The 20,436-nt window shown below is 60.5% G+C and carries 18 protein-coding genes and 1 tRNA gene; 8 read left to right on the top strand and 11 right to left on the bottom strand.

What is annotated here, in order from left to right; translation table 11 throughout:
• The first annotated feature begins 18 nt into the window (after nt 1-18).
• Nucleotides 19-1,581, top strand: a complete 1,563-nt coding sequence (locus CUJ84_RS06685; protein WP_105008109.1) for an undecaprenyl-phosphate glucose phosphotransferase — start codon at nt 19-21, stop codon at nt 1,579-1,581.
• Complete coding sequence (locus CUJ84_RS06680) at nt 1,578-2,822, top strand: O-antigen ligase family protein (RefSeq protein WP_105005650.1); 1,245 nt, start codon at nt 1,578-1,580, stop codon at nt 2,820-2,822. Before CUJ84_RS06685 ends, CUJ84_RS06680 begins: the two co-directional genes overlap by 4 nt.
• A 27-nt stretch (nt 2,823-2,849) precedes the next feature.
• On the opposite strand, the gene CUJ84_RS06675 is transcribed toward CUJ84_RS06680, so the two are convergent.
• The 3 genes from CUJ84_RS06675 to CUJ84_RS06665 all read right to left on the bottom strand — a co-directional run bounded on the left by CUJ84_RS06675 (nt 2,850) and on the right by CUJ84_RS06665 (nt 6,034).
• Nucleotides 2,850-3,683: a carbohydrate ABC transporter permease gene (locus CUJ84_RS06675; RefSeq protein WP_105005649.1), complete on the bottom strand. Its 834-nt coding sequence runs from the start codon at nt 3,681-3,683 to the stop codon at nt 2,850-2,852.
• Nucleotides 3,683-4,576, bottom strand: coding sequence for a carbohydrate ABC transporter permease (locus CUJ84_RS06670; RefSeq protein WP_026230847.1), 894 nt, complete (start codon nt 4,574-4,576; stop codon nt 3,683-3,685). The genes CUJ84_RS06675 and CUJ84_RS06670 overlap by 1 nt, the downstream gene beginning before the upstream one ends.
• Before the next feature lie 120 nt (nt 4,577-4,696).
• Nucleotides 4,697-6,034 (bottom strand): extracellular solute-binding protein, encoded by a 1,338-nt coding sequence (locus CUJ84_RS06665; protein WP_105005648.1) that lies wholly within the window; start codon nt 6,032-6,034, stop codon nt 4,697-4,699.
• A 177-nt stretch (nt 6,035-6,211) separates the two neighbouring features.
• On the opposite strand from CUJ84_RS06665, the gene CUJ84_RS06660 reads away from it, so the two are divergent.
• The 4 genes from CUJ84_RS06660 (at nt 6,212) to CUJ84_RS38255 (ending at nt 9,162) form a co-directional block, all read left to right on the top strand.
• Nucleotides 6,212-6,826 (top strand): GNAT family N-acetyltransferase, encoded by a 615-nt coding sequence (locus tag CUJ84_RS06660; RefSeq protein ID WP_105005647.1) that lies wholly within the window; start codon nt 6,212-6,214, stop codon nt 6,824-6,826.
• 552 nt (nt 6,827-7,378) lie between these two features.
• Nucleotides 7,379-8,560 (top strand): ROK family transcriptional regulator, encoded by a 1,182-nt coding sequence (locus CUJ84_RS06655; protein ID WP_105005646.1) that lies wholly within the window; start codon nt 7,379-7,381, stop codon nt 8,558-8,560.
• A gap of 83 nt (nt 8,561-8,643) precedes the next feature.
• On the top strand, nt 8,644-8,937 hold the full coding sequence (locus CUJ84_RS06650) for a helix-turn-helix domain-containing protein (protein WP_018483592.1): 294 nt from the start codon (nt 8,644-8,646) through the stop codon (nt 8,935-8,937).
• A 75-nt stretch (nt 8,938-9,012) separates the two neighbouring features.
• The gene (locus CUJ84_RS38255) at nt 9,013-9,162 is read left to right on the top strand and encodes a hypothetical protein (RefSeq protein ID WP_012756918.1); all 150 of its coding nucleotides are present in this window, start codon (nt 9,013-9,015) and stop codon (nt 9,160-9,162) included.
• 3 nt (nt 9,163-9,165) lie between these two features.
• Here the strand turns inward: CUJ84_RS38255 and CUJ84_RS06645 are convergent, their stop codons facing one another.
• Nucleotides 9,166-9,381 (bottom strand): hypothetical protein, encoded by a 216-nt coding sequence (locus CUJ84_RS06645; RefSeq protein WP_018069423.1) that lies wholly within the window; start codon nt 9,379-9,381, stop codon nt 9,166-9,168.
• 179 nt (nt 9,382-9,560) lie between these two features.
• Here CUJ84_RS06645 and CUJ84_RS06640 point away from each other — a divergent pair, with 179 nt between their 5' ends.
• Nucleotides 9,561-9,806 carry a DUF982 domain-containing protein gene (locus CUJ84_RS06640; protein WP_199788782.1) on the top strand — a complete coding sequence of 82 codons (246 nt, stop codon included), beginning with the start codon at nt 9,561-9,563 and terminating at the stop codon, nt 9,804-9,806.
• Between the two features lie 6 nt (nt 9,807-9,812).
• Here CUJ84_RS06640 and CUJ84_RS06635 read toward each other — a convergent pair whose 3' ends face one another.
• Entirely contained in the window at nt 9,813-10,031 is a 219-nt protein-coding gene (locus tag CUJ84_RS06635) for a hypothetical protein (protein WP_105005645.1), read from the bottom strand.
• A 563-nt stretch (nt 10,032-10,594) separates the two neighbouring features.
• Here CUJ84_RS06635 and CUJ84_RS06630 point away from each other — a divergent pair.
• Nucleotides 10,595-11,227, top strand: a complete 633-nt coding sequence (locus tag CUJ84_RS06630; RefSeq protein ID WP_027685189.1) for a class I SAM-dependent methyltransferase — start codon at nt 10,595-10,597, stop codon at nt 11,225-11,227.
• A gap of 196 nt (nt 11,228-11,423) precedes the next feature.
• Here CUJ84_RS06630 and CUJ84_RS06625 read toward each other — a convergent pair.
• The 6 genes from CUJ84_RS06625 to bcsA form a co-directional block, all read right to left on the bottom strand.
• Nucleotides 11,424-11,500, bottom strand: a tRNA-Pro gene (locus tag CUJ84_RS06625).
• A gap of 98 nt (nt 11,501-11,598) precedes the next feature.
• A complete protein-coding gene (locus CUJ84_RS06620; RefSeq protein WP_105005644.1) occupies nt 11,599-12,267 on the bottom strand; it encodes an HAD family hydrolase in 669 nt (222 codons plus the stop codon).
• A 114-nt stretch (nt 12,268-12,381) separates the two neighbouring features.
• On the bottom strand, nt 12,382-14,748 hold the full coding sequence (locus CUJ84_RS06615) for a cellulose synthase (protein WP_105005643.1): 2,367 nt from the start codon (nt 14,746-14,748) through the stop codon (nt 12,382-12,384).
• A complete protein-coding gene (locus CUJ84_RS06610) occupies nt 14,745-15,791 on the bottom strand; it encodes a glycosyl hydrolase family 8 (protein ID WP_105005642.1) in 1,047 nt (348 codons plus the stop codon). Before CUJ84_RS06610 ends, CUJ84_RS06615 begins: the two co-directional genes overlap by 4 nt.
• Nucleotides 15,788-18,244, bottom strand: coding sequence for a cellulose biosynthesis cyclic di-GMP-binding regulatory protein BcsB (locus CUJ84_RS06605; protein ID WP_105005641.1), 2,457 nt, complete (start codon nt 18,242-18,244; stop codon nt 15,788-15,790). The genes CUJ84_RS06610 and CUJ84_RS06605 overlap by 4 nt, the downstream gene beginning before the upstream one ends.
• On the bottom strand, nt 18,241-20,433 hold the full coding sequence (bcsA, locus tag CUJ84_RS06600; RefSeq protein WP_105005640.1) for a UDP-forming cellulose synthase catalytic subunit: 2,193 nt from the start codon (nt 20,431-20,433) through the stop codon (nt 18,241-18,243). Before bcsA ends, CUJ84_RS06605 begins: the two co-directional genes overlap by 4 nt.
• Nucleotides 20,434-20,436 lie beyond the last annotated feature (3 nt).

Below are 20,436 nucleotides of genomic sequence, written 5' to 3'. Positions count from 1 at the left end.
ATGAACAAGCTGGGCCCCATGAACAAGCTGGAAAAAGGCGATCAATTCGACGTGGAAGCGCTGCGCAAGCAGGTCTCCGACATCGAGGCGCGCGGCGACGCGGGTCAGGAGAAGCCTTCCGACCCGACCGAAATCAACCCCTATGCCCGGCAGATTGCCGAACAGTTCCGCGACGGAACCAATTCGCCTGCGATCATCATCGGGCAATTGCGGCTGCTGGAATTCCTGGCGCTCTTCGCGATCGCCCTGATCGTCCACTATTTCTGGCCCGGCGACGGCAGCGATTCTCTGCCGGTGCGGGCGGGCATGGCGGCGATCGCTTCGGCCTTGACCGTCATCAGCCTGCAGCTTGCCGACAGCTACACCATTCCCGCGCTTCGGGCGAAGCTGCGGCTGATGCCGCGCATCGTCGCCTCGTGGACATTCGCGCTTCTCCTGACTGTCGGGCTGTTCACGCTCATTCGCGGCACCACATGGGCGATGGTTGAAGCCAATATTCCATGGTTCGCCGCAGGCGCGCTCTTCCTTGCGGCCGAGCGTTTCCTCGTCGCCTATGGCATCCGCAACTGGGCCCGCAACGGCCTGATGGAACGCCGCGCCGTCATCGTCGGTGGCGGCGAGCCGGCCAAGGACCTGATCCGCGTCCTCGAACAGCAGGACGACAACGACATCCGCATCTGCGGCATCTTCGACGACCGCGGCGAGAAGCGCTCGCCGATCATGGTCGCCGGTTATCCGAAACTCGGCACCGTGGCCGAACTCGTCGAATTCGTACGGCTGACGCGCATCGACATGCTGATCATCGCCCTGCCGCTGTCAGCCGAGGCCCGTATCTACGACCTTTTGAAAAAGCTCTGGGTTCTGCCGGTCGATATCCGCCTTGCCGCGCATGCCAACCGGCTGCGCTTCCGGCCGCGCGCCTATTCGCATGTCGGCTCGGTGCCGATGCTCGACATTTTCAAGAAGCCGATCCGCGACTGGGATTCCGTCGCCAAGCGCGGCTTCGACATCTTCTTCACGCTCGTCGCGCTTGCGCTGCTCTGGCCGATCATGGTCGCGACCGCGATCGCCATCAAGGCGACGTCGGAAGGCCCGGTCTTCTTCATGCAGAAGCGTCACGGCTTCAACAACGAAATCATCAACGTCTACAAGTTTCGGTCGATGTACACCAACATGGCCGACCCCACGGGCAAGGCCGCAGTCACCAAGGGCGATCCGCGCGTCACCCGCGTCGGCCGTTTCATCCGCAAGACCTCGATCGATGAACTACCGCAGCTTTTCAACGTGCTGAAAGGCGATCTCTCGCTCGTCGGCCCGCGTCCGCATGCCGTTCTCGCCCAGGCGCGCGACCGCGCCTTCGGCGATGTCGTCGAGGGGTATTTCGCCCGCCACCGCGTCAAGCCCGGCGTCACCGGATGGGCACAGATCAACGGCTGGCGCGGCGAAGTGGACAATGACGAGAAGATCAAGTTCCGCACCGCCTACGACCTCTTTTATATCGAGAACTGGTCGCTCTGGTTCGATCTCAAGATCCTGTTCCTGACGCCGATCCGGCTGCTCAACACGGAAAACGCCTATTGAGCGCGATCGAGGCGACATATCCCCGTGTCGCCCAACCGCAGCGGATGACGCTGCGCCTGATCGGCTCGGCATTCGTCGCCTTCGGTGTGTTCCTCTCCGGTTTCGTGATCGACGAGCCGGCGCCCTATGAACTCTGGATGGCGGGGCTGATCGGCCTCTGGTTCATCCTGGGCCTCCGGATTTCGCGCGGCGTGGCGCCGCTGCTCGCCCTTTTGCTTACCTTCAATATCGGCGGCATGCTGTCGCTGACGCAGATGAAGGACCTGGCGACGGGACCGATGTATATCGCGGTATCGACCTTTCTGGCGCTGACGGCGGTCTTCTACGCGGCGATCATCGAGGACAGCCACAAGCGGCTGCCGCTGATCTTCAACGCCTGGACCTTCGCCGCCGTCGCGACGTCGGCGCTCGGCATACTCGGCTATTTCCACGCCTTTCCAGGCGCGGAAGTCTTCACGCTCTACGACCGCGCCAAGGGCGCCTTCCAGGACCCCAACGTCTTCGGCCCCTTCCTGGTGCCGCCATCGCTCTACCTCATCCACGGCATCCTGGCCGGCGACCTGAAGAAATCGCCGCTGAAGGCCGCCGCCCTGCTCGTGCTTGCGCTCGGCATCTTCCTCTCCTTCTCCCGTGCCGCCTGGGGGCTCTTCGCGCTTGGCGTGGCGCTGCTGATCTTCATCATGCTGCTGAAGGAGCGCAGCGGCGCCTTTCGCCTGCGAGTCCTGGTCCTGTCGCTGGCGGCGATCATCATGTTGGTCGCCTCGCTGCTGGTGGCACTGCAGATCCCGAAGGTCGCCGAACTGTTTTCGGCGCGCGCCCAGCTGGTGCAGCAATATGACGGCGAACATCTCGGCCGCTTCGAGCGCCACCGGATCGGCTTCACCATGATGATGGAGCGCCCCTTCGGCATCGGTCCGCTGGTGTTCGGCACGATGTTTCCCGAGGACGAGCACAATATCTGGCTGAAATCGCTGACCACCTATGGCTGGCTCGGCTTCGTCAGCTATGTCGGCATGCTTCTCTGGACGCTCGCTCTCGGCTTCCGAAACCTGCTACTGGACCGGCCGTGGCAACCCTTCCTGATGATCGCCTGGATCTCGGTTCTCGGCCATGCGACAATCGGCAACGTCATCGATATCGACCACTGGCGCCATGTCTATCTGCTGCTTGGCACGGTCTGGGGCTGCGCGGCGCTGGAAGTGCGCCACAAGCGTGAGCGAAGAGTGAGGGGAGCGGCGTGAGGTCTTGCCGCCGACCGCATCGGCTGTCTATTTCGTCGCTCCTGCCGTCAGGCCGGCAATGAACCGCCGCTGGAAAACCAGATAAGTCACGATGAGCGGGAAAATGACGATCACCGCGCCGGCGGTCAGAACCGGCGTATTGACGGTATAACGCCCTTGGAAAAACAGCATGCCGAGGGGCAGCGTCCGATAAGCGTCGTCATTGACCAGAATGAACGGAATGAGAAACTCGTTCCAGGTCCATATGAACAGAAACAGCGCCAGTGTCGACATTGCCGGCACCATGAGCGGGATAACGATCTTGCGCAGGATATAGAAGCGTCCGGCGCCATCGAGAACCGCCGCTTCGAGAACTTCTTCCGGCAGTTGCTGCATCGCGCTGGCGAGGAAGATCGTCGAGAATGGGATCGACATGGCGATCTGCGGCACAATCAGAGCCGCATAGGTATTGATCAGCCCAAGATACCGCATTTCATAATAAAGCGGGATGATGAAGGCTTCCGCCGGCACCATCATGCCGAGCGTCAGGATAGCGAACAGCGTACGCCGCAGCGGAAATGACAGGTATGCGAAGGCAAAACCGGTCAGCAGGCCTAAAAAGACGCTTGCAGCAACGACGGGTATGACAACGATGATCGAATTCCAAAAGTAAATGTTGAAATGTCCGGCATTCCAAGCATCGACGTAATTTTCGAAATGTGGGTATGCCGGCAACGCGAATGCACCCTGCAGAACGTCAGCCTTGCTCTTTATCGAGGTTAGAAGCAGGAGCAGGAAGGGGATGATCGTGATGAAAGCAAGAAGCCAGAGGACAATGCGGAGGAATAGCGGACCGGTGGAAATGTTTAATGAACGGCTCATCAAGCCAATCCTTTATGCTGCGATCCTACAAATCGGTGAATTGCATAGTTGATTACGAATGTGAGTATCGCGCCGACAATGGCGATGGCCGCTGCGGCGCCGAACCGATTAAGCTCGAAGCCGAGCTGATACATGTAGATATTCGGCACGAGCGTAGCGTTGGCGGGTCCCCCCCGGGTCATTGTAAAAATCAGGTCGAAGCTTTTGATCGACGCTATGACCGTCAGAAGCAAAACCACTCTTATCTCAGGCAATAGAAGCGGCAGCGTTATCCAGAAAAAGGTTTTGCGCGCCGAAGCGCCATCGACCTTGGCAGCATCGAAAAGAGACGGGTCGATGCGCTGAATTCCTGTGAGGAAGATGACCATGCAAAAACCGAAGAAATACCAAGTGGCAACGATCCCGACCGCGGGAAGGACAAAATTGAAATCTCCCAGCCACGGGAGTGCGAAGGCGCCCAACCCTACTGCTCTCAGAAACTGATTGAACGGGCCAAATGCAGGATTGTAGAGCCATGCCCAGATGATGCCCAACACGGCAGTCGGCATGATATAAGGCAGGAACAAGAAGGTGCGCAGGGCGAGTTGTTCGCGTTGCTTCAGATTCCAGACGCAGGCAGCAAGAGCTATTCCGAGCACGAGCGGCAGGACACAGTAGAAGATCATAAGCTCGGCATTGTTACGCAAGGCAATATAAAAACGACTGTCAGAAAAGAGATCGGCGTAATTGCCCAAACCAACCCACTTGGGCATGCTCAAGCCGTCCCAGCTGGTCAGGCTCAAACCCAAAGCCGCGAGGATCGGTCCAAAGACAAAAGCCGCATAGAACAGCAATCCAGGCAATAAATAGATAAAATTGGTATGTTGCGAGCCATCAAGTGCGGAGCGTTTCATCCAGTACTCCATAAAGCCAAGCTGTGATCATCGCGCAGCAAGCCGATCGCAGTGCTCATTTATTGGATCGACGAGACTCAGGCCACGACCGCAGGGGACGGTCGTGGCCAGCGCCAATCTTTATTTCTTATCCTTCAGGTACGCCTGATAATCCTTGTCCATGGCATCGACAAAGGCTTCGGGCGTGATATTGCCGGACAGAAGAAGCGGCGTGTTGTCGTCTATTGTCTTCAGCATCGTTGGGCTCGACCAATCGGGGTAATGGCCGAGAGCGTCGTTCGCGTTGAGTGTCTTCCACATTTCGATGCCGGAGCTGAGGAGCGGCGTGAGCTTTGGCTTCGCGTCAGCGGCGAGCGAAGTTGCCGGGAGATAGCCAGCATTGGCCCAGGTTTCCGCAGCCTTCTCTGAGACCATATAGTCGATATATGCGCCGGCCAGGTCCTGTGTTGGCTTGGTTTTGGCAAGGCTCGTTATCGCCCAGGCAAGATCCACGCCTCCGACACTCAGGGGCTTGGAAATACCTTTCGGGGCGGGAATGGCCATGAAGCCGATATCCGGATTATGTTGCATGTCACCGAAATACCAGGTCCCGGAGATAAGGAACGCGCCCTGCCCGGAAATGAAAAGCTGGACGGCGTCGTCACCCGAGATACCTTCGTAACCGGGGAAAAAATAACCGCCCTGTGCCCACTGCTGCACGAGTTTGGCGGATTCGATGTTCCCCTTGGTGCTCCAGGAGCCGCCCCGGCCGTAGATCAGATCGTCAAGTTCGGCGCGATTGCTCGCGTCGATATGCGCTTGGTCGATGGCGCCGATCATGTGCAGGGCCAGATGCTGCTTTGCCGAGCCCATCATGAAGGGTGGGACGCCCTTTTCCTTCAACTTGTCGAGATCGGCGAGAAACTCCTCGAAGGTTTGCGGCAGCGCTACTCCTGCATCGGCGAGGATCTTTTTATTGTAGAAGAGGCCAACGATCTCGCCGAGGCCGGATATGCCGTAGGTCTTGCCGACCCCAAATTTTCCATCCTCCCAGCGGTCTCGAGCAAGCACGGAATCCGACTGGAGCTTATCCCAGCCATATTGTTTGATGTAGTCGTCGACCGGCAGGAGCAATCCTTCCTTGACCATAGCCCCCATGTCACCGGCACCTTGGTTGACCTTCGTGATGACAGGGCCATCACCTGCCGAAACAGCAAGCTTCAGCGTCAACTTCATGTCATCAAAGGTGCGGGCGGTGCGTTTGATTGTGACGCCGGGATGCGCAGCTTCGAACTCCTTGTTAAGCTGCTCTATAACAGCACTCTGGCCTTCATAGGTTTGGTCATCCCACACGGCCAGGTCGTCAGCGCACGCGGCTGCCGAAAGGCCGAAACTCAAAAGCGCCGCGCCAGCAAGCGCGACAGCTGCTTTCAATCCGTATGCCGGCAGTGTGCTGATCGATTTTACAGTTCTTTTCATCTGCTCCACCTCATCTGGTTTATTCTCCACTCTCCGCTCAGGCCTTGCGCCAAGCACCGGCCGAACGTTTTCTTCCCCCAGAGCTTTGCCTGGCTGGCGAATCTGAGGTAATCGTCAATGCATCCGCTCCTCTCGCGACCTAAAATGACAAAGCGCCACGCAGGAGGTGGCAAAGTGATGGACACCAGCTGCTTCATCCGCCCCGCGATTGAAGCGGATATCGACGCCTTTTTCGACATCTGCCTGAAAACCGCGAATGGCGGTCATGATGCCAGCACGCTTTATAGCGACCCGCATCTGCCCGGCTACATCTGGTCGGTACCCTACCTCAAGTTCGCCAACGACTTTGCCTTTGTTCTCGTTCAGGACGGCCGGCCGGTCGGCTACGTTGTAGGGGTACCGGACACCGGCGGGTTCGACAGAGACTTGCACACAAACTGGTGGCCGTTCGTCCGCCAGCAGATTGTGGGACTGGCACCCACCCGTCCGCGCGACGCCGACGTGATGGAACGAATTCAAAATCCGCGCAGCGGAGCCGCGTGGCTTCAAGACCAGTACCCGGCGCATCTTCACATCAACATCCTTCCCGGACTTCAGGCAAGCGGTTGGGGACGCAGGATGATCGGCACGGAGCTTCAAGCGCTTCGGAATCACGGGGTCGGAGCCGTGCATCTCGGGGTCGACCCAAACAACGAACGCGCCAAGGGTTTCTACCGTCACCTTGGCTTTTCCGAATTCGAGCGCGATGGCTCGGTCGCCTTTGCTATGCGGATTGATCAGGCATTGGGTTGAAGTACTTCCTGGTTTCTCCGAGGCACGGCAAGGCCCCATCTCATAGGTATGAGAACCGTTGATTGGCGAAAATCTCACACGCCCCAGACTCCCTGCCCCGCACAAGGCAAGATCAGCGTGTCCATCTGGATGAATGTCCGCCTGAAGGCGCGGTGCCATAATCGGCAGTAAAACAGGTTGCTCGGCGGAAAGCTGTCCATCAGTCGAGGGCTTCATCATGAGCAAATCCTCGGCAGCCAGGTTTAAGGAGTCGGCGGAACGCGAAAGAGGAAAGAGCTAGCTAAGCCTAGCCTAATTCTTCTTCGGGCGATCTTGACGGGCGCACGGCTAACCAGACGATACGTATGGCGCATACTTCTACTCGACCCTCTTTATTTCATCGCGCATTTTCATCGCACGTTATTTCCAAGCCTACAGCTGGCTTCCCATTTGTCAAGGACATAGACAAATTGTCGTCTTCGATGTATTGAATTCTAGTTAGTCGCGGTAGTTGTGAACTCAATATGACCCCATTAAGTATGTGCTCCGAACTAATTGGACTGAGCTAGCCGGATGGCAATGACATCTTCTGTCGCACAGACGCCGATCGCACGAAAAATTTCAACCAATGCCGTCATCCGAACCGTGTTCGCGAACGGGTCGATCTCTCGCGCCGATATTGCCAAGCTAACAGGCTTGTCAAAGCAGACGATTTCCGATGTCGTGCGCGATCTTGAGGATGACGGATGGCTGAAACCAGTCGGGCAGACTGATGGTCGTCCGGGCCGGAATGCGATTACCTATGAAATCAATGCCAGGGCGGGACTGGCCGTCTCTATCGATCTCGGGAGCACCAAGATTGCTGCGGCTATTTGCGATCTGTTAGGGAACGTGGTTGCTGAAACCAAAGTATCCACCGACCCGCGTGGCGGAATGCATCTCGTCAATCAGTTCAGCGATCTTATCGTGGAACTCGCGTTTGCGGCCGGGACGACTGCCGACAAACTCCGTCTCGTCGTTCTAGGCAGTCCCGGTGTGCTCGATCCGGCCACCGGACATATCAACGTAGCGCCAAGTATCCCCGGCATCGACGCAATAAATCTGCGGCAAGTCTTCAGCGACAGGATGGGGCTACCCGTGATCGTTGAAAATGACGTCAACCTGGCGGCGCAAGGGGAGAGATGGCGGGGACACGGTGTCGAAACCAGCAATTTTGCTTTCGTTGCTCTCGGCACGGGCGTCGGCATGGGCATCATCGCCAACGGAACCCTGTTGCGCGGCGCGCGTGGGGCGGCCGGCGAAATCGCCTATCTTCCGATCGGCGGAGATGCTTTTGATCCTGGCGGATTTACGCTTGGAACCTTTGAGAGTGCGGTCGGCAGCGTCGCGATGTTGCGCCGCTATGTCGGTTTCGGCGGGCGCAACGCATCCACCGTGACCGATCTCTTCGCCGCGTTTAATGCGGGAGAAACAAGCGCCGTGGCCGCAATCGAAGAGACGGCAAGGCTGATCGCAGTCGCCATTGCTGCGATCGGAGCGGCACTCGATCCTGAACTGGTAATCACCGGTGGCAGCATCGGCGCAAGACCGGAACTCGTAAACGCCATCCGCGGTTTCCTGCCGCGTTGTACGCCTTATCCGCCGCGCATCGAGATCAGCCGCTTTGGGAACCGCGCCGCCCTGATGGGAGGAATGGGGATCGCGGTCGAGCGCATGCATGACGATCTATTTGGTGTAAAATTGAGGGAAGTTTGAAAAGCGCGCGCCGTGGTCACGAAACCGGTCAACGTACAACGCCGCCACTTGAGAAGCGCTGGAAATGCGCTAGATTTTCCACCATGATAACAGCAACGCAGATACGCGGCGCGCGCGCCATGATCGGAATGAGCATCGAAGAGCTCGCCGCCGCCAGCGGCCTGCCGGTCGAGACGGTGAGAGCGCTGGAAAACGGCGAATTCGCGGGCGAGCCGCACGCGCTGTTCGATGTGCGTAGCACGCTCGAGGCGAACGGCATCATCTTCCTGTCGAGCGGCAATCAGGACGAAGGCGGTCCCGGCATCCGGTTACGCGCACGCACCTCCAGCGATGACGGCATCCGGCCGGAAAACCTCAACGCCGCCAACGACGACTGACGGAACCAATCGGTCGCCCGAGCGTTTTGCTGTCCCATAACATATCGGGGCCTATAACATATCGGGGGCAGTCTCTTGAACCGCAGCAATGGTCTCTACGTCATCATCGGCGTTCTTGTCGTCGCCGTCATCGGCCTCGGCGCCTATATCTTCCATGAGGAAAGCAAGCCGCAGGGGATCGAGATGAGCATCGGTAAGAACGGTGTCTCGATCGAGCAGAACTGATCGTTAAAGATAGGTTTTTGCAAGATCGGCGAGTTTGCCGCCGTCCTTCACGCCCTGCCTGTAGAGCTGAATGATGACCGCACCAATCCGCTCGGCCTCCGGCGTCGTTTTGACGAGACCGCGTTCGTCGCAGACCTTGTCGAGCACTTGCGAAAGCAGATCGAGATCTTCCGAAAATAACGGCAGATCATGCGGATGAATTGATGACCGTAACATCATGCCGCAATCCTCCGAGGGCAAACGCATCCACGCTTGGATCGCCGGCCGCCCTCCGCAACCGTCATAAAGTCATTATGCGCGAGGGGTCGAACTTTAGCAACTGCGCAAATTCCTATGGAACAAAATTTGGAACAAAATTTTGTCCCGCGCGTTGTGGCCGCGTTTTGTAGCAGGAATCAATGAGTGCAGATGTGAGTGAAAAATACTTTCCCTCCCCCGTCCGGGTGGTTTCTCCAAACAGCAGCCTGATCGTTTCCACCGTCTGGGAGGCCGTCGAATATCTGAAACGGTGGCCGAGCAAGCGTGGACGCGATTATCGCGTTGCGCGCCAGCACTGCCTGGATGCGCTCGACGGATTGTGCAGCCCGCGCGTAGCACAGACTTCCTTCATCACGGCAGCGAAAACGGCAGGATTGCTGGTGTAAGAGCGGTTAGCTGTTACGGCCGCCGGCGGCGACCAGCTGGGGATGGATGGAGCCTTCCATAATTACCTTTGCGGTAATCTCAATCACCCGCTCCTCGGCGAGTTCGGCAAGCGCGAGGGCGACATCGCCTTCCGACCAGCCGGCTTTGACGGCCTCGTCGGACAGAGCCTGGAACGCGCTGGCGAGGCTTTGCCTGCAAGTTAGATTGTGCTTCATATCCGCCATGCGCTCGACTAGGCTATCTGTGACAGGGATAATGTTAATCTACACATATTTGCGAGAATGCGAAGAGGTTTCAGATTTTTCTCAATCCAAAATTGGGTTGTTAACTTCAAAACTGGGTATAGCCTTAACAAAAGGCAACAAATACCGCCTCTCCAACCGAGGGAGTACCAAAAAGAACTAAAGGATTTATTTGCGATGCACTCGCAAAGAGTATTTCATCGCGTTATTTATTTTAAATGGTCGAAGCGAACGGAGCCGATGCAGATGCCCCTTGGAGCACGAGAATGCGGAAAACTCGAATGCGGCCTGTTTTCAGCATCTTCTTGGCAGCCTGTCAATCAGCTTCGGGATCTCGATGGGGCAGGCGTCGGGCGCGCTGGAGGATGTGGCGCGCAGTCGGTACAGCCAAACGGCGGGCGCTCCCTTAGCCGCCGTTAACACCTTAGCGGCGGCGAACGCCTTCGGCTTTAATCACCTTAATACCACAACGACACCACACTCCCGTCAAAGTCCGCCCTACCATTGCGGTGGCGGCTCACATCTTCAGATTTTCAGGAGGTAAAATGTCTATCGAACTAGACGCGACTACCTATGTACACGCCAAGCCGGCGACCGCCCATTCCTATATTTTGCCGGCCGTTGTCGATGTTCTCGAGAACAGTTTTCAGGAGGCGAATGAAACGGCAGTCTTCGACCTCGGTTGTGGCACCGGCGGCGCTGCCGCCGTGCTTGCAAAAAAAGGCTATGACGTCGTCGGTGTCGATCCCTCCCAGGACGGCATCGCGAAGGCGAGAACGGCCCACCCTGATCTTTCGCTGGAAATCGGTTCCGGTTACGAAGATCTTTCCAGCCGGTATGGAACCTTCGATGCGGTCATCAGCCTTGAGGTGGTGGAGCATGTCTATGATCCCAAGGCCTTCTCGACGACCATTTACGATCTTGTGAAGCCCGGCGGCATCGCGGTCGTATCGACGCCTTTCCACGGCTACTGGAAAAATCTGGCTCTGGCCGTGAGCGGAAAGATGGATGACCATTTTATGCCTCTCAAGGACCATGGCCATATCAAATTCTGGTCTCCCGAAACGCTCAGCACGCTGCTCGTCGAAACAGGCTTCGAAGGCGTCGACTTCGAATATGTCGGGAGGATTCCGCTGCTGGCAAAATCGATGATCGCGATCGCTCAGAAACCGCACTGAAGGCGGTCGAAGGCCCGCCGCCGTTTGCAATGGCGGCGCCACAGCTCGCCTGCAACACGACCAATTGACATTTTCGTTCGGGACTTTTCCGGGTTTTCGGCTCCCGTTTCAGCATTTCTGCCGATGTCTCGTTCCGTTTTCCGCCGCCAACGGGGCGAAGAAGGTGACATGCTGACTGGGATTTCAAGGGGATAAATGGTCGGGGCGACTGGACTCGAACCAGCGACCCCTTGACCCCCAGTCAAGTGCGCTACCGGGCTGCGCTACGCCCCGACCTGCCGAAACGGCTTGCTTCGTTTAGTTTTTCAGCGCGTGCAATGCAAGCGGAAAAACCTCGCCTCCAACAAAAAGGAAGCGGTTTGCCGGAATGGTCAGATCGCGGCGAGCTTCAGCCGGCCTTCGGCGGTCTGGCGGGGCTGCCATGCCTGGTAGTTGGCGATCGAAAAATGCGGAGTTTCGAAGGGTGTGGCGTGGGTTTCGGTGATGACGGTAACGCCGGCGCCGGCGGCCTCACCAGCGAGAATGCCGGCGACGGCATCTTCGAAGACCAGGCATTTTTTCGGATCGACGCCGAGGCGGCTTGCGCCGAGCAGATAACCTTCGGGGCTGGGCTTGCCTGATTTGACCTCTTGGCCGCTGACGATGACCTTCGGCATCGGGATGCCGGCGGCGGCCATGCGGCGCCTGGCGAGCTCGATCGGCGCCGAAGTGACGATTGCCCATCTGCCCTCGGCGATGGCGGAGAGGAAGCGGACGGCGCCTGGGATCTCGACGATGCCGGAGACATCCTCCATTTCCTCGGCGAGCAGCAGATCCGCCTCGTGGGCCGGATCGACGCCGGCCAGGCCGAGCCCGCGGATAACGTCGGAGGCGCGGATGCCATGGATCGTCTTCAGGAAGACCTCCGGCTCGAAACCGTGGCGTCTTGCCCAATCACTCCAGACGCGTTCGACGACGGCAATGGAATTCAGCAGCGTTCCATCCATATCGAAGAGGAAGGCGTCATAGGACCTGTCGAGGATGTCATGGAGAGCGGGCACGGGCGTTTCCTTGCGGGTCCACAGCGCGCCGCTCGTCTTTGAAGACGCGCAAAGGACGCTGGGGCATTTTGAAGCTACGCAGGCGAGTAACGGAGAGCGGCGGCGGCGTCAACGTCAGTCATTGACGTCGGGATGCGTGACGTTTCTAACGTCGGCCAGACCGCGGGCAGCATCGCGGCTGCCAGTCGCGGCAGCGGCTTCGAAGATGCGGCTCGCATCGCCGTACATTTTGAGATTGAGGTAGCAGTAGCCGCGCAGAACCATCAGGTCGATGCGTTCCTGCTGCAGCTGGGCGCGCTGATCGAGATAGATGAGGGTTTCGCGGTAACGACCGGCGTCGAAGGCCGAAAGCGCACGGTCGGCGAGGATCGCCACCTGAAGCTCGGCGGCACGCTGGCGGTTTTGCGGTGCCTTGGTGGCTGCGACGGCGGCATTGCCGGAGAGGCCGGCGCGGAGATAAGCTAGGCTCTGGCCGTAGGCTGCGTCTTCGCGGACCTTGCGGGCCGGGCTTCGCAATGCCGCTTCGAAGGCCGAGATCGCCTCCATCGGCCGGTTGATATCCATCAGGCACCAGCCACGCGACAGCGCGTCGGCCGGCTCAAGCTGCCCCGCATCGATTGTCGTCGAGCAGCCGCGCGTCTGGCGCGGACCACGCGGAACGGTCACCGTCTCCATCGCCGGCCTCGCCGCGCGAACGACCACTTCCGACCCCGGCTGCAGGGTGACGCGGCGCTCGGCCGGAAGTGGCTCGGTCGGGGGACGCTGCGTCGATTGAGCCGGTTGCTGTGCGGCAAGCGCGCCCTTCTCCGGCGCGACCGCATTCGGTATCAGGGAGGACGTGTCTTCGAGATTGGTGATCCGGGTGGACCGACCGGCCCAGGCGCGCTGGAGGTCGAGCACGCCCTTGCGGTCGCTCAGCTGCTCGCGGGTGATGACAAGGCCATAGGCAGACGGCTCGTCATCGGGTTTCCAGGCAAGCGCCGTCTCGAACCACCGTGCAGCGGTCTGGAACTGGTTGAGGGAGCGGGCATACCAGCCGAACTGCTGCGCCGTCGGCACGTATTTCCGAGCGATGACCTCGGCGGCAATGCGATGCAGCACGTCTTCGGCCAGATCGGCCGGCGGCTGCAACGCCATCAGGTTGGCGGTGGCGGCGAGATAGGTTGATGTCGCATCCTCGGAATCGGCGCGCCAACGGAACATCACGTCCTCGGCTTCCTCAGGCGCCTTGCGGGCGATCAGCGCCAGCGCCAGCCCCTGCGAAGCGGCCGCCGAATCTTGCTTGGCGCGGGCGGCGCGGAACCACTTCTCGGCATCGGCATCGTTGTTGCGGCGAAGCTGGTACCAGCCGAGCAGCAGCGCATCGGAGGCAAGCCCCTCAGTCTCGGCGAGTTTTTCGAGGCGGGCGACATAATCGGGCGCGACAACAAGCTTCGGATCGTCATTGCCCTCGGCCATGAAGCGTCGGGCGAGGTTATCGCGGATCGCATCGAATTCCTTGCTGCCGTCGGCAGCGGGCCTCTCCAGCGTGAGCAGTGCCTGCATCGGCTGGTAGGCAAGCAGCGTCGAGGCCTTTTCGACCGTCGCCTGCCGCTCGGCGGGATTGGTGCAGTTCTTCAGGATATAAGTGTAGGCGTCCTGGCCGCGCTGCGCCCTCTCCGTCTGGATGAAGGCTTCGGCGACGCGCCAGAGAACATCGACCTCGCTGCAGGTGAGCAGGCTCGGTGTTGCTGCAGCGGTATCGACGACCGTCGCATATTGCTTGAGGTCCGACGCATTGACGAGCCGGGCACGGGCCTCGGCGACGTCGAGCCGGTCGAGCAGATCGGCCGGCGGCTGCCATCCGGCATCGGCTGCCTGGCGGTCGGCGACCGCCTTGCGCAGCTCCGCATAGCGGCCATCGGAATAGAGTTGCCACATGGCCTCGAGCTGTTTGTCGCCATTCTGCGGCACGGCGAGCGGATCGGCCGGCGGAACCCAGTTGGGGTAGAGCGCCTGAAGGCGGGAGATTTCGGCTTGCAGGCGCACCTTGTCGCCGCGGCTGGCGAAATAACGAAGCGCACTTTCATCGACGGCAGGCTGCGGCGCCGCGGCGGCCTGTTGTGGAGCCTGTGGCTCGGAAACGATGGAGGGCGTGACCGGCGCCGGCTGGACGGCCGTCTGAGGTGCTGCCGGTTGCGATGCTACGGGCGGGGAGCCTGCGGGCTGCTGTGCTGCGGCATTCGGCTCGGGTGTATCAGGTGCCGACGGCGGCGAAGAGGTGATCGCCTCGATCTTGTCGGCCACCAACTGCGCATTGAATTCGGGATTGCCGGCGGAAGCATCGGTCGGCCTGATGCGGCCCATCATCATCAGTTCCGGCGCCGGCCTGCCGGCAGATCCAAGGCCGAATCTTTCCTGCAGAGCGGCACGATCCTTCAGTCCGGTGACGAGGGTCGCCACCACGACTGCTGCTGAAATCGCCACGAGAGAAGACTTCACAGACACTCCGGATGCTTCTCCCCGATATAGGCCAGGCCCAGCAGCTGAAGCGTGGACGGATAATAGAGTACGGGCGCAAATTGCAGGGCCGAGCCCGGCAGCTTGGTCCCATCGACTACACAGGCCACAACATCGTTAACAATTCGATAACCCGGGTCCGGCAACACGGCCTTCGGCTGGCCGGTGGTCAGATCGATGGTGGCGGGAACGCCGTCTTGCGACATCCCCTCGCGCAGGTGGGTCAGCAGCCCCTTGTCGGTGACGCCGCCGCGAACGAGATAGAGCGGGATGCGGATGGCGTTATAGGCAAACTCGGCGTCGAAACCCAGCGCCGGCTGCGGTTGGCCGCCGAGACTGATCCATTCGGCGGGAAGCTTACGCGGGCCGAATTGCATCGTCTTCAACAGCGTCACGCCATCGTCCGACAGTTTTTGCCAGGCATCCGACGGAGCGAGCGCCGCCATCACCGGAATAGCCTCGTAAATCCAATAGGACGGGTTGACGACGGGACCGTCGTCACGGTCGGTGGCGGCAAAACCCTCACTCCCCGGCAACAGGAGCGTCCGGCCGGCCGAGTGCACGACGGTTTCGGCAAGCAGCGCCTGCGCCATGCGGGAGGCGGCGAGGATATAGTCGTTGCGTTTCCACGCCACGCCGGCAAGCGCCAGCGCATAGGCGATCAGCATGTCGCCATCCGAGGCATTGTTGGTGTCGGTGACATGCGGCTTGACGTTCGGATCCCATTTCCAGACGGCCAGGCCATCGTCGCGCAGCAGCAGCTCGGTGCGGGTAAAATACCAGATCTGTTCGAAATCGGCGGGGCTTGCCGAGAGATAGGCGAGCAGCATGCCATAGCCCTGCCCTTCGCTGTGGCTGATATTGCCGTTGCCGTTATCGACGATGCGGCCGGTCGCATCGAGAAACTTTGCCTTGTAGGCGGACCATGCGCCGGCATTGATCATCGCCTGCTGCGCGGCCGCGGGCGGTCCCGCAGGGGCGAGCGCGACCGTTGCCGCCAGCAGGAGCGCGCGCCACCGCCTCATTTGGACCGGCCCAGCCTTTTGAGCATGCTCGACGTAGTGATGCCGATCAGCAACAGGAAGACGACCAGCAGGAAGGCATAGGAGAGGATATTCGTCGACAGCCAGTTGGCGGCGATCAGGCGGTAATTGGCGATCGACCAGGGAGTGGACGGCACGAAATCGAAGCGGGTGACGGGCACCGTGTCGATCTTGCCTGTTTTGCTCGAATAGGTGGTGATATGGCCTGATATCTGCGGCCAGTTCAACTGCTCGGTCAAAGCCTCGAGCCCTTCGCGCAAATCCTTCGCCGACGGCGCCGTCACCACCGTCCAGGCACCGGCTCCTGTGGGGCTGCAGCCTTGCGCAACCAGGAGCGTGGTGGCGTTGGGCGGGGTAAAGATCTCGTCGGCGCCGGGCACGAATTGCAGCGAACTGCGGGAGATATCGAAATTGCGTGACAGCCACTCGCGGAAAGCCGTGATCCGGCTGCGCAAGACACCACCGCTGACCCTGGAATTCCATTCCTCGAAGGCCGTACCGGTATCGACGACGCCCACCTGCGTATCCACCACCGAACGCCACGAGGCTTGGCTCGCCGTGGAGATGTTGGTCTGCGACAGTGCGGTTGTCGGCATCTGCGAGATGGAGCCGATGAAGATGGCATCACGATCGCCGATCGTATTCGGCGAGGCGACCGTTTCGACGGCGATCGGATGGCCGGCCGTGATCGCCATCTGGCCGAGCAGCGTGGCGGCGGCCGAAAGCGTGTCGGCGTCGACCCGGTCAATGAAGAGCGGTGTCGGCTCCGTGGCCCGACCATAGGGATAGGCGGTGCCGGCCATTGCGGCCAGATTCGGACGCTGACCGACGCGGGCAAAATCCGGAATCTCCAGCTCGGACGTATCGAACAGGGCAAAGCGCGGGGTCGCGCCGGCGGTCGAGCCCGGCGCGCAGACGGCATCGTCCTTGGTCATCAGGATCGCTTCGATCGCCACCGAATTGAGGCCGGGCTTGAAGTGCCGCATCGTCACGCGGATCGGCAGATGACGGAGAATGCCGCCTGATGTCGTGGTGATCGGCACGGTGGAGGCGATGTTGTCATTGATGTAGATATCGATGTGGCTGCCGGGCAGCACGTTATCGGTATAGGCGGCGTCGAGCAGCACCTTCGCCTCGCCATAGGCATTGGCATAAAAATCGGCCGGCACGGCAATATTGAAGCTCGTACGCAACCGCCGACCGGAGAATTCGGTGGTCTTCACACCGAGCTGAGACAGGGCGATGTTCGTATCGGAAAAGACCAGCGGCGCGTTCGGTGCGCTCCAGCGCTCGGTGGTCAGCACGTCGCGGCGGACATCCGAGGACCGGTCTGTCGGTGAGACGATGGTATCGATCGCCGAAGAGACCGCTTGCCAGGAAGGGCCGCTGATCAGAAGGACCGGCGAGCCGCTGCGCGGATCGGTGACGAAAGCCGCGAGTGCCGCACTTTCGGCGCCGGGCGGCAGGCCAGGAAAGAGCGGCCGCAGCTCCGCTGCGGTGCCGACGAGCACGCTGAGCTTGCCAGGCCCGGCGGCCGGAAGCGAAGCGGTGCTGAAGGCAAAGATCTGGTTCGGCATGCTGCTCAGCACCGACAGGCCCTGCGCCAGCCGTAGCAGCGGCTTGGTGGTTCCCGGCTGCTCCAGCGCCGGGACAACGATATCGAACTCCGTCTTGCCGGCACCGTCGACGCCGATGGCGCGGATTGCGTCGGCGCTCGCTAGCTGGGCTGCATCCCTGCCGGCAAAGCTCAGATAGGTTCCGGCCGGATCGATGTTCGACCACAGCTCATAGGTCGATTGGATGCTGCAATCGGTGCGGTGGCGCTGATCGGCTTCGAAGGTGACGAGGTTGGCGCCGGGCTGCAGCAGACCGGGCGGAACCTCGAAGGTGACGGTCGACGGGCCATCCGGCGAGCCGACGCGCTGCTGGCCGATCGGGCGGTTATTGAGATAGACGGTCAGCGCCGAGGCCTCAGGCGCAACGACGATCGAATTCTGGTAGGCGAAAGTGAAGCTTGCCTTGGCCGCCGCCTGCTCCGGCGTCAGATAGACCGACCATGACCGGCGGTCGTGTTCACCGCCGAGGCCGAGTTTGGAAAAGGGTACGACAAAGCGACGGACATCGCCTGGGCGCGGCGGCGCAACGGGGTTTGCCACCGCGGCTGGCTGGGGCGCGGGCACAACCGGCTGCGGCTGGGCGGCGATCGGCGGAGGAACGGGAGCAGGAGCAGCCGGGTTTGCAGGTGCGGGTATGACGGAAACGGGAGGCGTGACGGGAACCGGCGCAATGGCTGCGGGCGGCGTGGGCGGCGTCAATCTCGGGGTAACGGACGCACCGGGCGGCCGCTCGCCGGACATGTCGAAGGGCGCCGTCTGCGCCTGGGCGAAGGCGGAGGCATTCAGCAGGAGAAGCGAGGCGGCGACGATCCTTCTCATCCGGCGTTGACCTTTGCCGCCTGCTGCTGGGCCTCCCGCTCCGGCCGCATGCTGCGGAAGAAGTAAACGAGGCCTCGGCTCGTCTGATAGAACGACATGCCGAGAAACCAGATGGTGCCGCGGATCAGGCCCGGATTGTGGCGGCGCGAGGCCTGGAACTGAGTCCATTGATCGGAATTGGCAAACATCAGATCGGCGATGAGGCGATGGTCGAGCGCGCTTTTCGGCACGTACTGGCAGCCGACATTGCTGATGTCGCCCGACGGCTCGATGTTGCGGACGATGAGCGGCAGGGTTTCCAGATCCGCGCCGCTATAGGGCCGGAAGCGGATTTCGCCGACGGCGCCGACCAGCATCTCGTCGAGATGCTTGTTGAAGATGTGAAGCCTTGCGCCGTGGACGGAAACGTCTTCGATCGAGGCCGTGTACCACTTGCCGTTGGCGCCGAATTCGCAACGCCGGTTGACGCGGACGCGGCGGGACGAGGCGCGCTCGCCGCGCTCCGACACGACACCAAGTGCGCAGCCGGCCATGATCAGGTTGATGACATTCCAGCCGCCGACAACGAGCGTGACGTCGGCCTTATAGGGCTCGGCATAGATCTTGTAGATGGTGATGACGAGCGCGACGATCTGCACCGCAAAGATGACGAAGAACGGCCGGCTGATCTCCGACAGACGGCTGACGGCGATCGATTCGTCCTTGGCGGTGACCTTGAAAGTCGGCTTCCTCGGATTGAGCATGACGGAGACAACAGCCGGCAGCAGATGCACGGTCTGGACATATTCGTAGAGCTCGGAAATCCAGGGCCAGCGGAAGGACCCGTAGAGGTAGTTCTGCATCATCAGGTTCACGAGCATATAGGCAAGCGTATAGGCAAGGAACTCGCCGCCGGACGCGGTGAAGATTTCCAGATCGAAGAACAGGTAGAAGAGCGGCGCAAACAGGAAGATCGTGCGCGGGAACGGGAAGAGCCAGAAAAGCGTGGAGGACATGTAGCAGAAGCGCTGCGGGATCGTCAGGCCGCGTTTTAGAAGCGGGAAGCGGAAGCGCAGGATCTGCATCATGCCCTGCGCCCAGCGGCTGCGCTGGCCGATGAAGCTTGCAAAGGTGGCCGGCTGCAGGCCGGCGATCAGCGGCTTGTCGACATAGATGCTGTTCCAGCCGCTGCCATGGAGCGCCAGCGCCGTCTCGCAATCCTCGGTAATGCTGATGCCGCTGAAGCCGTTCTGGGATTCGAGCGCCCTGCGGCTCAGAACCGCGGCCGAGCCACAGAAGAAGGCGGCGTTCCACTTATCGAGGCCGCGCTGGATGATGCCGTAGAACATCTCGTTCTCGCTCGGCATCTTGTCGAAGGTGCGCAGGTTACGCTCCAGCGGATCGGGATTGATGAAGAAGTGCGGGGTCTGGACAAGGAAAAGCTTCGGATCGTCTTCGAAGTAACCGACGGTCTCGAGCAGGAAATCGCGGGCCGGCGCGTGGTCGGCATCGAAGACGGCGATGAGTTCGCCGGTCGAATGTTTCATGCCGTTGTTGAGATTGCCGGCCTTGGCATGCTCGTTGCGGTCGCGCGTGAGGTAGTTGACGTCGAGATCGTCGCAGAGCTGCTTCAGCTCGATATGGCGGGCAGCAGCAGCCTGGGCTTCGAGCAGCTTGCCGGAATTGCGCTTCTGCATGGTGGCGCCGTCGTCGAGCAGCCAAACATGCAGCTTGTCGGCCGGATAATCCATGGCCTTGGCGGCGGCCAGCGTGTTTCCCAGCAGGCCGGCATCCTCGTTGTAGGATGGCACGAAGACGTCGACATGAGGGAAACGCTCATTCTTGGCGGCACGCGAGGGGCGCGACGGCAGCGGCGTCGCGACGATGAAGAGGCTGAGCGCCAGCATCGCAACGCTATACATTTCGGCAAGATAGAGCAGCAGGCCGGGAATGAAATTCTCAGGCTGGTTCAGAGGCGGCAGCGTATTGGTGGTGCGCCAGTAGACATAGCGCAGCACGATCGATGTACCGAAGGCGAGCGCCACCAGGCGCCACGTCCCCTCGCCCTTCAGCACCTTGATCAGCGCCATGACGGTCACGACAGTGATGCTGGTGATGAGCTGGGTCTGCAGGTTGACCGGCAGCGTGATCAGCACGATCATGCAGAGCGAAACTACGGCCCATATGATGACACTGCGGGCTTTGCGCATTGA

The organism is Rhizobium leguminosarum (assembly GCF_002953715.1).
Classification (GTDB): Bacteria; Pseudomonadota; Alphaproteobacteria; order Rhizobiales; family Rhizobiaceae; genus Rhizobium; species Rhizobium leguminosarum_V.
This window is presented reverse-complemented; position numbering and strand designations above follow the sequence as displayed.